This window comes from Homoserinimonas sp. (assembly GCF_056262345.1).
On record NZ_JBACFR010000118.1, the window covers coordinates 1 to 12,587 of the forward strand.

The following is a 12,587-nucleotide window of genomic DNA, read 5'->3' on the forward strand; positions in this document are numbered from 1 at the left end:
GACTCCTGCGCCCCAAAGAGAGCGGTCTGCCCGCCAACTTCTACACCCTCGTCGCCCGCGACACCGTGGATCAGGATTTTGCCCAGAACCGTCAGCGTTTTCTCGCGGAGCAGGGCTACAGCTACGAGATTCTCGACGCCCACAGCCTCGAGGCTGCCGTCGCCTAGGAGCGCTGGTCAGGCGAGAATGCGCCCGCTCAGTGCTCCGCGAGGTAATCGCGGATGCGACCCAGGCCCTCGATGAGCTTCGAATCCTCGAGAGCGTAGGAGAACCGCAGGTGGCCGTCCGCGCCAAACGCCTCGCCCGGCACGACGGCCACATCGATCTCATCGAGGAGCAGCCCTGAGAGCTGCAGGCTCGTCGTGACCGGCTCGCCCCGGTGGTGGAGTCGCCCGTCGAGCACGGCGCGCACGTCGGCGAACACGTAGAACGCGCCAAGCGGCTTGGGCACAACGAATCCGCGCACGCTGCTGAGGATCTCGTGAGCGATGAGGCGGCGGCGGTCGAAGACCGAACGCATCATGGCAGGGAATTCCGAACCCCCGGCGATGGCGGCAATACCCGCGCGCTGGGCGATGTTGTTCACGTTTCCGGTCGTGTGTGACTGAAAGTTCTTGACGGCCTCGATCACTGCCGGCGGGGCGATAACCCAGCCGAGCCGCCATCCGGTGAGCACGTGGCTCTTGGCGAGACCGTTGACGATGATGAGTTGTTCCCTCGGCACGAAGCGTGCGATCGACGTGAATTCAACACCCTCATAAACGAAGTGGTGGTAGATCTCGTCGGACATCACCCAGATGCCGTGTTTTGTGACCCACTCCCCGATCTCACGAATCTCTTCCTCGCTGTAGACCGAACCGGTCGGGTTGGAGGGCGAGGTGAGGATGAGCACCTTGGTCTGCGGGGTGCGCGCGGCTTCGAGCTGCGCGATGGTGGCCTTGTAGTCGGCCTCTGCGGTGGTCGGCACTGGCACGGTAACCCCGCCGGCCAGCGTGACCTGCTCGGGGTAGCTCGTCCAGTAGGGCGCCGGAAGGATAACCTCGTCGCCGGGGTTGAGAATGGCAGAGAGCGCGTTGTAGATGGCCTGCTTACCGCCATTAGCTATCGATACAGCGGATGCCGCGACCTCGATCCCCGTGTAGTCGCTCGTGTAGGCGGCAACCGCGGTGCGCAGCTCCGGCAGACCGCTCGGGCCCGAGTAGTGGTGATTCTTCGGTTCGTCAATGGCGCGCTTGGCAGCATCCGTAATGAAATCCGGGGTGTCGAAGTCTGGCTCGCCAGCGCCGAACGCGATGACAGGGCGACCCTCCGCCGCGTACCGGGCCGCGAGAAGGCTAATGGCTTGCGGGGCGGATTCCGTTACGGAGGCGAGCAGGCGAGAGACGGTCAGGTCGGTCATGGACGAAGTGCCTTCTGCTTGGGGGTGCGGGGTGCGCTCGACCACTTCTCGACGCGCACAGCGATGAACGACATGATCAGGCAGAGCACGACATAGATGGATCCCATCACGATGGCCGAGGGGATGATGGGGCTGCCATACGACATCTGGGTGCCATAGAACTTTGCTAGGTACAGCAGCTCGGGGTAGGTGACCATGAACCCGAGTGCGGTGTCTTTGAGCGCAACAACCAGCTGGGAGATGATCGTGGGCATCATGTTGCGGATGGCCTGAGGCGCCAGGATCACAACGAGGATCTGGCCCCTGCGCATACCAATGGCCTGGGCGGCCTCGGACTGGCCGGGCGGAATCGAGTTGAGCCCTGCACGGAAGATCTCGGCGAAGACCGAGCCGTTATAGATCATGAGACCGGCTGCTACCGCAATGAACGGCGTCACGAAGGTGGCCCCGAGCACCGGCAATCCGTAGTAGATGAGCATCATCAGAACCAGCAGCGGAATCGCACGGAAGATCTCGGTGAGCCACGCGAAGACCCTGCTGACCCAGCGCAGGGGGGCGATGCGGCCGAGGAGCAGCACGATGCCGAGAGCAATCGCGAGCACGGCTCCGACGAGAAAGACGGAGAGAGTAGAACCGGTGGTCTTGATGATCTCCTGCTGCACGAGCGGGAACGTGAACACCTGCCATTTGGCGGCCGAGAACTGGCCGGAGCGCGCGAGCTGGATGACGACAAAAGCGATGATGGCGACGACGGCACCGATGGTGATGGTGCCAGCGATTGCGCTCTTGCGGCGGCCGCGCGGGCCGAGCACATCGAAGAGGGCTTGGGTTGGGTAGCTCATTTCTGCACCCACTTCCTTTCGAAATGACGCTGTACGGCGGCGAGGCCCATCACGAGGACGAAGAAGAAGAGGGCAACCCAGAGCAGGGTCGCGAGCAGGTTCTCGCCCCGTTCGGACATGTTGGCGGCGATGGCTCCCGCTTGCATCACGGAGAACCCGCTGGCCACCGTGGTGTTCTTGAGCAGTGCGATGAAGACGCTGATGAGCGGTGGTACCACGTTGCGAAAGGCCTGGGGCACGAGCACGACCCGGATGAGCTGGGTGAGGGTCATCCCGATCGCCCTGCCGGCTTCCATCTGTCCGACGGGCACTGAGTTGACGCCGGCGCGGAATACCTCGGCAACGTAGCTTGCCGTGTAGAGAACGAGGGCGATGATCGCGAGCGTCGTGTAGTCAAGCGTCGGCAGGCCGAGCTTGGGGTAACCGAGTGCGAAGAACATCATGAGCAGCGCGAGCGGCGTGTTCCTCAGAGTGTTGACGTACACCGTGCCAACGCCCCGCATGGGCGTAGACGGCGAGATGCGGAGCACCCCGATGACCAGTCCGAGAGCCAGTGAGAACACGGCGGAGATCGCAAATATGAGCACCGTGTTGCTGAATCCCAGGACGAAGAGGTCCAGATTGTCGAGGAGTACTTCCATGTTGGTTCCGTTCGCTGTGCGTGAGGGCATGGGAGGGGAAGACCCGGATGGGCCTTCCCCTCCTGCTGGTCGACTTAGTAGTTGTCGACCTCAGCGGGCTCGAGTTCGACGCCGGAGGTTCCGAGCGTCTCCTCGTAGATCTGCTTCCACACGGCGGTCTTGTCCGTCAGGAGACCGTTGATGTAGGAGCGGAGCGAGTCGTTACCCTTGGCCAGGCCGATGCCAAAGCCTTCGTTGGTGAACGGCTTGCCGACGACCTTGAGCTCGTCCGGCGAAAGGGTGACGTATCCGATCAGGAGCGCCTCATCCGTCGTCACGGCGTCAACCTGGTTGTTCAGGAGGGCGTCGACGCACTGCGCCATGTTCTCGAACTCGACGGTGTTCACGTCGGGGTGGTTCGTCTTGATGTACTGGATCGGGGTCGAGCCAGTGATGGAGCACACCTTGTTGCCGGCGAGGTCGTCTTCGCCCTTGATGGTCGTGTTGTCCTTGCGGACGAGGATGCTCTGACCGGTGGTCATGTAGGGCCCGGCAAAGTCGACAAGCTCTTTGCGCTTGTCGGAGATCGTGTACATTCCGACGATCAGGTCGGCGTCACCGTTGGTGAGCGACTGCTCACGGCTCTGGCTGGGCACGGTGACGAACTCGATGTTCTCCGCCTCGACGCCGAGCTCTGCGGCGATCCAGGTGGCGAGCTCGATGTCGAAGCCCGAGCGCTCACCCGATGCTGCGTCGCGCACGCCGAAGCCGGGCTGGTCTTCCTTAACACCGATCGTGATGGTGCCGTTCTTGGCAATCGTGTCGAAGACGGGGCTCCCGTCAATGGTGACATCAGTGTTGACCTCGTACTTGGCGGATGCTGCGGTTTTGCCGGGCGTTGTATCCGCCTCGGTCGACGCGCACGCGCTGAGCATGAGGCCTGCTGCGGCGACGGCCGCGATGGCCAGCGTCGTCTTCTTCTTGAACATGGAACTCCTCTGGATGGTGATGGTGGTGGTGCGGAGGGGGCGAAGCGTCAGCGTGCGAGTACCTTCTGGAGAAAGTCGCGGGCGCGGCTGGTGGCCGGCGCTGAGAAGAAGGTCTCCGGCGGCGCCTCTTCAACGATTTGGCCGTCGGCCATGAAGATGACCCGGTCTGCAGCCTCGCGGGCGAAGCCCATCTCGTGGGTGACGACAATCATCGTCATCCCCGTCTTGGCGAGGTCGAGCATGACATCGAGGACTTCTGCGACCATCTCGGGGTCGAGCGCGCTGGTCGGCTCATCGAAGAGCATGACCTTGGGGTTCATGGCGAGGGCGCGTGCGATGGCCACGCGCTGCTGCTGGCCCCCGGAGAGCTGCGCTGGCATCTTGTGCGCCTGGTTGGCGACCCCGACGCGCTCCAGGTGTTCCATGGCGATCTTCTCGGCATCGGCCTTCTTCATCTTTCGGACGAGGACGGGGCCGAGCGAGACGTTTTCGAGCACGCTCTTGTGAGCAAAGAGGTTAAACGACTGGAAGACCATTCCCACATCGGCGCGAAGCGTTGCGAGCTGGCGCCCTTCGTCGGGAAGCGAGACACCGTCGATGAGGATCTCGCCGGAGTTGATGGTCTCGAGTCGGTTGATCGCACGACACAGCGTTGACTTGCCCGCCCCGGACGGGCCGATGAGAGCCACGATCTCGCCACGATTCACGATCGTGTCGATATTGCGCAATACCTGGTTGTCGCCGTAGAACTTGTTGACCCCGCGCAGCTCGACGAGCGGGTCGTGGGCCGCGAGCGACGGTATCGACACTGTGTTGTTGACCATAGTTACCTGTTCATTCTCGGGGGCGCGGTGGTGCGCTCAGGGTCGGCGCACCACCGCAAGGCAATGCTCGAGTTACTGCACGCGTGCGATCAGAGCGCGCAGGGCCTCGTTCTCTTCTGCGTTCAGATCGGTGAGCGGAGCACGAACGCGGCCGATCTCACGACCCGTCACGTTGAGACCAGCCTTGACGATCGACACCGCGTAGCCGCGCTTGCGATCCCGCAGCTCGATGTACGGCAGCACGAAGTCGCGGAGGTTCGTGAAGACGAACTCGTGGTCGCGAGCACGCACCGCTGCGTAGAAGCGCAACGCAAACTCGGGGACGAAGTTGAACATCGCCGACGAGTAGGTGGTGACTCCCAGCTCGAGATACGGCAGCGCATAGGTCTCCGCCGTCGGGAGGCCGCCGATGTAAATGAGACGGTCGCCGACCTTGCTATAGATCTTGGTCATCTGGTCAAGACTGCCGACGCCGTCCTTGAACCCGATGAGGTTGGGGTTGGCTTCTGCGGCACGAGCGACCGTGTCAGCGTCGAGGGACATGTTGGCGCGGCTGTAGACGATCACTCCGAGCGAGGTGCTCTTACACACCGCATCGATGTAGGCGAAGAGACCATCCTGCGAGGCCTCGGTGAGGTACGGCGGGAAGAGCAGGATGCCTGCGGCTCCGGCCTCCTCAGAGATCTTCACCTGAGCGATTGCGTTGGCCACGGAGCCACCGGCCGGGCCGAGGACGGGCACGGTGTCGACGGCTTCTTCGACGGCCGAACGCACGATGACCTTGAGCTCGTCGTTGGTGAGCGAGAAGAACTCGCCGGTGCCACCGGCAGCGAAGAGTCCGGCGACGTCGTGGCTGCTCATCCACGAGACGTGCTGCCGGTAACGGGCCTCGTCGAAGCTGAGGTCGTCGGCGAATGCCGTCACCGGGAACGAGAGGAGTCCGCTGCCAACCTTCTGGGCGAGGTCATGCGGGCTGTAGGCAGTCACAGTTGATGAGTCCTTTGTTTTGATGAGATGTTCGACCGCGGCTTTACCGTGCCGCGGTGAACACCAGAGTAAGGACGGACAAATACCCGATCAACTGCACTTATGCATTGGTTGATACCTTGGGCGCATTACTGAACTGCGCGAGCATGGAGATCCCGCAATACTCCGAGGGCAGCCCGCATCACAGGATTGAAGTTGTCGCGGCGCCAGACGGCATATAGCTGCACCGACGAGTCGGCGCGCTCCGCAATTGGTCGAAAGACGATCCCCGACATCCCCATCTTCGCCGCAGATGCGGGAACCAGCGCGATGCCCCGGTTTGCCGCGACAAGCGCGAGCATGCTGTGAACCTGCGTCATCTCCTGACTTGGCCTGACCGTCACACCATTCAGCACGCTCTCGACGAGGGCATTGAAATAGTGCGCCTGATCGGGCGAATAGGTGAGTACCTGCTCACCCTCAAGATCGGTAACGCTCACCGAACGAGAGGTCACCGCGAGCGGATGCCGACTGCCGATCGCTACCAGAAGCGGCTCGCTCAGCACGAGCAACGAATCCAGTTCTGCTGAGTCAGAGAGCTCTCTCAAGAACGCCACGTCGATAGCGCCGCGGAGCACAGCGTCCATCTGGTCTTGAGAAACCATCTCTTGCACGTCCACGCTAATTCCCGGAGCGCGGTCATCCAGGAGCTCAAGAATCTCACCGAGGAGCCCCATAATCGCAGTGGCTGTGATGCCGAGACGCAGCTCCCCTGCAGAACCCTCGGCAATTTTGCGCGCCAGCTCGCGAGACGACTCCGAAATGCGCAGGATCTTCTCTGCTTCGTCCCGGAACGCCACGCCCGCCTGCGTGAGGCTCACGCTCTTCTTGGTTCGATCGAATAGCAGGAACCCCAGTTCAGCTTCGAGCTTCTGAATCTGTCGACTCAAGGGCGGCTGCGTCATATTCAGCACCTCGGCGGCACGCCCAAAGTGGAGTTCCTGCGCTAGAACCACGAAGCTCTTGAGTTGATCGAAGGTGAACACGGCCCCGCCTCTCTGATACCCGCAGGGCATCATCCGATGCATTCTAGGGCTTGGACGATCATGATTGGGGCGACCTAGCATGGGGGCGGCGACCCCGCCGCGAGCTAGGAGCACCACACAATGATCGAAGCGACCCCCGTCACCACGATCGACGGCATCGTCACCAGGGCCGACGCAGCCGCCGATATCTGGTCGTCCACCTCCGCGGCAGATCGAGCCACCTCACTCACCGCCGTCGCCGACGCACTCGACCGTGCCATCGATGACCTCGTGCCCGTGGCGATGCAAGAAACCTCACTCGCCGAAGGCAGGTTGCGCGGCGAGCTCACCCGCACAACGTTCCAGTTGCGCCTGTTTGCCGAGGTACTCAATCGGGGCGACTACCTAGGCGCCCGCATCGACCACGCGGATGCCGAATGGCCCATGGGCGCACCCCGGCCCGATCTGCGCCGCATGCTCACCCCGCTCGGGCCGGTCGTGGTCTTCGCCGCGAGCAACTTTCCGTTCGCCTTCTCGGTCGCGGGCGGCGACACCGCCTCGGCGCTGGCGGCTGGCTGCTCCGTCATTCTCAAACTGCACCCGGGGCACCCGCGCCTCTCGGTGGCCACGGCAGACGTAATCGTCGACGCCCTTGCCGCATCCGGCGCACCCGCCGGTCTGTTCCAGTTGATCGCTGGTCGAGAGGCCGGCATTGCGGCGCTCAAGCACCCGTTGGTCAAAGCCGGGGCATTCACCGGCTCGATTCCTGGCGGCCGCGCACTCTTCGACATCGCCCAGGCACGCCCCGAACCGATCCCCTTCTTTGGCGAACTCGGCAGCGTCAACCCCGTGTTTGTGACCACCGCAGCCGCACGGGCCCGCGCCGGAGATATCGTTCAGCAGTTCATCGCCTCCTTCACAATGGGGGCGGGCCAGTTCTGCACCAAGCCAGGTGTTCTCTTTGCGCCGTCCGGCTTCGCAATTGCCGAGCTCATTGAGCAGACAACGCTGCCCGAAGCCGCAGCCCTGCTCAACCCGAGCATCCACTCCGGCTACCTCGGCACGCTCGAGGCGCTCAGCGCGCATCCCGAAATCCGCGTCGTCTCGTCGCGACACACGCCGTCTGACCAGCCGCCGGCTCCCACCGTGCTCGCCACTCGGGCAGAAGCCGTCATCGCCGATCCTCACACCATCGTCACCGAGGTCTTTGGGCCAGCAGCTCTTGTCGTGGAATACGACGACGAAAACCAGCTACTAGAGATCGCTCGCCTGCTGGACGGCCAGCTCACGGCCACCATCGTCGGCGAAGACGGAGATGAGATCGCGCCGGAGCTTGTGCGCATGCTCGCCAAGCGCGCGGGTCGCGTCTTGTGGAACCAGTGGCCCACCGGCGTTTCGGTCACTCATGCTCAGCACCACGGCGGGCCCTACCCCGCCACAACGGCACCCTCCTCAACCTCGGTGGGAACCGCGGCCATAGAGCGCTTCCTTCGGCCCGTTGCCTACCAAGGCATGCCGCAGCAACTCCTGCCGGAGGCACTGCGCGACACCAACCCCCTCGGCGTACCTCGCCTTGTCGACGGGCTACCCGCCTAGGAGTCCGCGCGCACGTAGCGCAGCAGCAGAGTGCCGTCGTCCGCCGCGAGGGTGTGCGCCAAATGCATGCCGCGCGGGGCGACGACTCCCCCATCCACGATGCGTCGAGCCATGCCGCCCTCAAGGCGCGGGCTCACGGTGATGCAGATCTCGTCGACGCTGCCGTCGGCAATCATCGCGCCAAAAAGGTGCGGGCCACCCTCGCTGTGCATCTGCGGGAGCCCACGCTCCGCCAGCAGGGTGCGCAGCATCCTCGTATCAACGGTCTTCTCGCCGCAGTCGATCACGTCTGCAACCTCGGCGAGCGCCGAGCGCAGGTCAGCGGGGGCCGCGGCGGAGGTCAGGATGAGCGGTCGGCGCGGAGCCTTGGTGAAGATGTCGGATGCCGGGTCGAGCCTGAGCGTGTTCGATACGATCGCAAAAACCGGCTGGTCGGGGAGCCCCGCTTCACGGCGCCACCTGACGGCGTCGTCCCCGAGGCTGATTGCCCCGTAGCCTTCGGTTCTCACGGTTCCTGCGCCGACGACGATCACGTCGGCGAGCCAGCGCAACACGTCAAACACCCGACGGTCGGCCGGGGTGCCGAGTCCGCCAGAGAGCCCGTCGTGGGTGGCAGCACCGTCGATGCTGGTGATGAAGTTGACGCGCAGCCAGGGAACCGCGCGGTCGTGAACCGCATAGACGGCGGCGAGGCCCTCGTCGTCGAGCGACGCGTACGGCCGCAGCATCCTGATCGATCCCGACCCTGGCTCACTCATTGAACTCACCCATGTTGTGCTTGAGGTAGGCGGGCTGGCGCAACCCCAGCACGGCCTCGGCCATGCGAACGGCGGCGACGGTGGGTGCAACCTCGTGGACGCGCACGATGCGGGCCCCCTGCAGAACGCACGCGACAGCCGCCGCGATGGAGCCCTCCAGGCGCTCTGCCTTGGGCAGGTCGAGGGTCTCGCCAATAAAGTCCTTGTTCGACAGGGCCGCGAGAGCCGGCAACCCGATGGCGGCGATCTCGTTAAATCTGCGGACGATCTCCAGCGTATGCAGGGTGTTCTTGTTGAGGTCGGGGCCGGGGTCGATAAAGAGCCTATGAGCCGGGATGCCCGCATCCATGGCCGCCCGCACCTTGCGTCGAAGGTAGCCGGTCACCTCGCTGACCACGTCGGTGTAGCGAGGGTGGGCGAACTGGGTGCGCGGCTGCGCCAGGCTGTGCGTGATCACCAGGCTCGCGTTGCTCTCGGCAACGACTCTCGCCAAGTCGGGGTCACTCATGCCGGTCGTGTCGTTGATGACATTGGCGCCGGCCTCGATGCTGCGGCGGGCAACCTCCGCATGGAACGTGTCGACAGAGATGATGACATCGGATGCCGCACGCACGGCCTCGATCACGGGCACGACCCTGTCGGCCTCCTCCTGTGCGGGCAGCGGGTCGCCCGGGGCAAACGGAACGCCCCCGATGTCCACCCAGTCGGCGCCGTCCTCTACCGCCGTGAGGGATGCCGCCACGGCAGCGTCTAGGGCGAAGGTGCGCCCCTCGTCATAAAACGAATCGGGAGTGCGGTTGACGATTGCCATGACGGCGACGCGGCGCGAGAAGTCGAAACTTCGGGGGCCAAGCATGCGCACGGGGGTGGTCAACGGGGGAAGGGCAAAGCTCATTCCCCCATAGTGGCACCCCGTGATGGGCGCGGTGAGGGGGCGCGTCAGCCCGCGAGGCTCGCGAGCGGCAGCGAAGGGTCAGCAAGCTTCTCCCGGTCGACCGGCTCGAGCGTCCGCACGAGCGCCACGATCTGCTCGTGCACATCCCACACGTTCACGTTCATCCCGGCCACAACGCGGTCGCCGGCCAGCCAGAACGCGATGAATTCGCGGGCGCCAACGTCGCCGCGGTAGACGACTCTCGCCGTTTGCGCGAGCGACGAGTAGCCCGAGAACTCCATCCCGAGGTCGTACTGATCGGTATAGAAGTAGGGCACATCATCGAGTGCGGCGGGGATGTCGAGCATCGTCTTGGCGGCGACCGTGCCGCTCGCGATGGCATTGGCCCAGTGTTCTGAGCGGGCATGCCGGGCGAGAACCGCATTCCACGGATTGGCCACATCCCCTGCGGCAAATATGTCGGTGTCCGATGAACGCAGTGACTCGTCGACCACAATGCCGTCGAGCACGATAAGCCCTGCGGATGCCGCCAAGGCCGTTGCGGGCACGACCCCGGCACCCACGATCACCAGGTCGGCGGCGACCTCACCGGATTCGGTCACGACTGCGGCGACCGCCCCATCGCGCTCGATGAACGACTGAGGGCTTTGCTGCATCCGGAACCGCACGCCGCGCTCCTCATGCATTCGCCCGAATACGCGCCCAAGCTCGACCCCGATGGCCGCCTGCAACGGCTCCTCGCCCCGGCCTATCACCGTGACCTCATTGCCATAGACCCGGGCGGCGGCGGCTAGTTCGAGCCCGATCCACCCTGCTCCCACCACGGCAACCGTTCGTCCTCCCTCGCTCAACGCCGCCCGCAGGTCGTCGCTCTGGTCGAGAGTGCGCAGGTAGTGAACTCCCACGCTCTGCGCTCCAGGCAGGTCAAGATGGCGAGGACTCGCCCCCGTGGCCAGCAGCAGCCGGTCGTAGTCGAAGACCCTCCCATCGGCGAGACCGACATGGTGACCGGCAGGGTCGACGGAGGTGGCGATAGCTCCCAGAAAGAGCTCGACCCCATTGGCCTCGTACCATTCGGCAGGCTGCGCATCGACGGCATCCCTGCCCTGTGTGCCCAGCAGGTACCCCTTCGAGAGCGGCGGGCGGATGTAGGGGCGATGCCGTTCGGCCGCGATGATGCGGATGGTGCCGGCGAAGCCATTCGCTCGCAGTTGTTCCGCCGCAGTAGCGGCCGCGAGCCCGCCTCCCACGATCAGAAGTGTTTCCGCGCTCATGCGTGCGGACTCTACGCCCGCATTCTGGGGCTTGCCGCAGACTTTGAGACTCCCAGTCCGCATCCAGACAACTTTCAGATACTTGGGTCATGAGTGACGGACCCAAGATTCTGATCGTCGACGACGAGCCCAACATCCGCGACCTGCTCACCACGAGCCTTCGCTTCGCAGGCTTTGCCGTGCGGGCCGTCGGCAACGGCGCCCAGGCCATCTCGGCCGTGCTCGAAGAAGAGCCAGACCTGATCATCCTCGACGTCATGCTGCCCGACATGAACGGTTTCGGCGTGACCAAACGGTTGCGCTCCTCCGGCTACACCTCCCCCATCCTGTTTCTCACGGCCAAGGACGACACCGAGGACAAGATCACGGGCCTCACGGTGGGCGGCGACGACTATGTCACCAAGCCGTTCAGCCTCGACGAGATCGTCGCCCGCATCAAAGCCATCCTGCGCCGCACGATGCAAGACGAAGAAGACGCGATCATCCGCGCTGGCGAACTCACGATGGATCAAGACACCCACGAGGTCACGGTCGGCAACGACCAGGTCGAGTTGAGCCCCACCGAGTTCAAGCTGCTGCGATACCTGATGCTCAACCCCAACCGGGTGCTCAGCAAGGCGCAGATTCTCGACCACGTGTGGGAGTACGACTTCAACGGTGATGCCGGAATCGTGGAATCCTATGTGTCCTACCTGCGGCGCAAACTGGACCAGTACTCCGACGAACCCATGATTCAAACCAAGCGCGGATTCGGTTACATGCTCAAGGTCGACAAATCCTGACACTGCGCCCAGGGGGTGCGGATGTTGCGCTCAGCCCGAGCACGTAACCTGACGTGGTGATACAAGCATGAAGACGGCATCTAGGCCCCTCGAGTGGTGGGATTCGATCTCCCTTCGAACCAAGATCACCGGGGTCACCGTATTCATCGTGACGGCAGGTCTGCTCGTTGCGGGGGTCGGCACCATGTCGGTGCTCCGCACCTATCTTCTCGACCGCGTCGACGACAACATCAAGTCCGCGGCGGCCGATATCACCGCGTGGCAGATCGATCTCGATACCGACTCCATCTCATCCGGTTCACTCGGCCCCTCGCCGTTTTACATGGCGCTGGTGGACTACTCCGGCAAGCTCATCGAGGACAACCTCGACAAAGACGAAGCGCACCTTCGACCCGTGCTCAGCGAGCTCACGCTGCCGACGGTCATCCAGCTTGAGGGCGCCGTCACGCTGCAGAACGCGACCCACACAAGCCAGACCCGCGTTGTCGCCTTCCCCGTGGAGAACGTGGATACGGGCAATGTTGCAACCCTGGTGATCGGCCAACGTCTCGACGAGACCAATGCCACGATCACCCGCTACACGGCGATCTTCCTCGGCTTCGCCCTCTCCGTCGTGG

13 protein-coding genes and 1 pseudogene are annotated in these 12,587 nt (G+C 63.9%); 4 read left to right on the forward strand and 10 right to left on the reverse strand.

The genetic code is table 11. The features are described from left to right. The coding region (locus tag AC062T_RS06125; RefSeq protein WP_476028373.1) for a hypothetical protein at positions 1-167 on the forward strand (167 nt) is incomplete at its 5' end. Positions 168-196: 29 nt separating this feature from the next. Here AC062T_RS06125 and AC062T_RS06130 read toward each other — a convergent pair. From AC062T_RS06130 to AC062T_RS06160, 7 genes are all read right to left on the reverse strand, one after another. Continuing rightward, positions 197-1,399: a pyridoxal phosphate-dependent aminotransferase gene (locus tag AC062T_RS06130; RefSeq protein ID WP_476028356.1), complete on the reverse strand. Its 1,203-nt coding sequence runs from the start codon at positions 1,397-1,399 to the stop codon at positions 197-199. Next, positions 1,396-2,241, reverse strand: coding sequence for an amino acid ABC transporter permease (locus AC062T_RS06135; protein ID WP_108997966.1), 846 nt, complete (start codon positions 2,239-2,241; stop codon positions 1,396-1,398). Before AC062T_RS06135 ends, AC062T_RS06130 begins: the two co-directional genes overlap by 4 nt. Continuing rightward, the gene (locus AC062T_RS06140; protein WP_108997964.1) at positions 2,238-2,882 is read right to left on the reverse strand and encodes an amino acid ABC transporter permease; all 645 of its coding nucleotides are present in this window, start codon (positions 2,880-2,882) and stop codon (positions 2,238-2,240) included. Before AC062T_RS06140 ends, AC062T_RS06135 begins: the two co-directional genes overlap by 4 nt. A 74-nt stretch (positions 2,883-2,956) precedes the next feature. Continuing rightward, positions 2,957-3,850: a glutamate ABC transporter substrate-binding protein gene (locus AC062T_RS06145; RefSeq protein ID WP_476028358.1), complete on the reverse strand. Its 894-nt coding sequence runs from the start codon at positions 3,848-3,850 to the stop codon at positions 2,957-2,959. A gap of 47 nt (positions 3,851-3,897) precedes the next feature. Then, positions 3,898-4,674: an amino acid ABC transporter ATP-binding protein gene (locus tag AC062T_RS06150; RefSeq protein ID WP_108997962.1), complete on the reverse strand. Its 777-nt coding sequence runs from the start codon at positions 4,672-4,674 to the stop codon at positions 3,898-3,900. A 72-nt stretch (positions 4,675-4,746) separates the two neighbouring features. Next, entirely contained in the window at positions 4,747-5,661 is a 915-nt protein-coding gene (gene kdgD, locus AC062T_RS06155) for a 5-dehydro-4-deoxyglucarate dehydratase (RefSeq protein ID WP_476028360.1), read from the reverse strand. A gap of 128 nt (positions 5,662-5,789) precedes the next feature. Continuing rightward, on the reverse strand, positions 5,790-6,686 hold the full coding sequence (locus AC062T_RS06160; RefSeq protein WP_476028362.1) for a LysR family transcriptional regulator: 897 nt from the start codon (positions 6,684-6,686) through the stop codon (positions 5,790-5,792). 120 nt (positions 6,687-6,806) lie between these two features. Here AC062T_RS06160 and AC062T_RS06165 point away from each other — a divergent pair, with 120 nt between their 5' ends. Next, the gene (locus AC062T_RS06165) at positions 6,807-8,261 is read left to right on the forward strand and encodes an aldehyde dehydrogenase (NADP(+)) (RefSeq protein ID WP_476028364.1); all 1,455 of its coding nucleotides are present in this window, start codon (positions 6,807-6,809) and stop codon (positions 8,259-8,261) included. Here the strand turns inward: AC062T_RS06165 and AC062T_RS06170 are convergent. From AC062T_RS06170 to AC062T_RS06180, 3 genes are read right to left on the reverse strand one after another with little or no spacing between them, the layout of a single operon-like run. Then, a complete protein-coding gene (locus AC062T_RS06170; protein WP_476028366.1) occupies positions 8,258-9,019 on the reverse strand; it encodes a pyrimidine reductase family protein in 762 nt (253 codons plus the stop codon). The genes AC062T_RS06165 and AC062T_RS06170 overlap by 4 nt on opposite strands. Further along, positions 9,012-9,914: a dihydropteroate synthase gene (folP, locus tag AC062T_RS06175; RefSeq protein WP_476028368.1), complete on the reverse strand. Its 903-nt coding sequence runs from the start codon at positions 9,912-9,914 to the stop codon at positions 9,012-9,014. The genes AC062T_RS06170 and folP overlap by 8 nt, the downstream gene beginning before the upstream one ends. A 44-nt stretch (positions 9,915-9,958) precedes the next feature. Continuing rightward, positions 9,959-11,188 carry an NAD(P)/FAD-dependent oxidoreductase gene (locus tag AC062T_RS06180; protein WP_476028370.1) on the reverse strand — a complete coding sequence of 410 codons (1,230 nt, stop codon included), beginning with the start codon at positions 11,186-11,188 and terminating at the stop codon, positions 9,959-9,961. A gap of 89 nt (positions 11,189-11,277) precedes the next feature. Between AC062T_RS06180 and AC062T_RS06185 the strand changes: the two genes are divergently transcribed. Both AC062T_RS06185 and AC062T_RS06190 read left to right on the forward strand, forming a co-directional pair. Then, positions 11,278-11,970 carry a response regulator transcription factor gene (locus AC062T_RS06185; RefSeq protein WP_108515041.1) on the forward strand — a complete coding sequence of 231 codons (693 nt, stop codon included), beginning with the start codon at positions 11,278-11,280 and terminating at the stop codon, positions 11,968-11,970. A 67-nt stretch (positions 11,971-12,037) separates the two neighbouring features. Beyond that, positions 12,038-12,587 (forward strand): annotated as a pseudogene (locus AC062T_RS06190) (sensor histidine kinase); the annotation flags it as partial.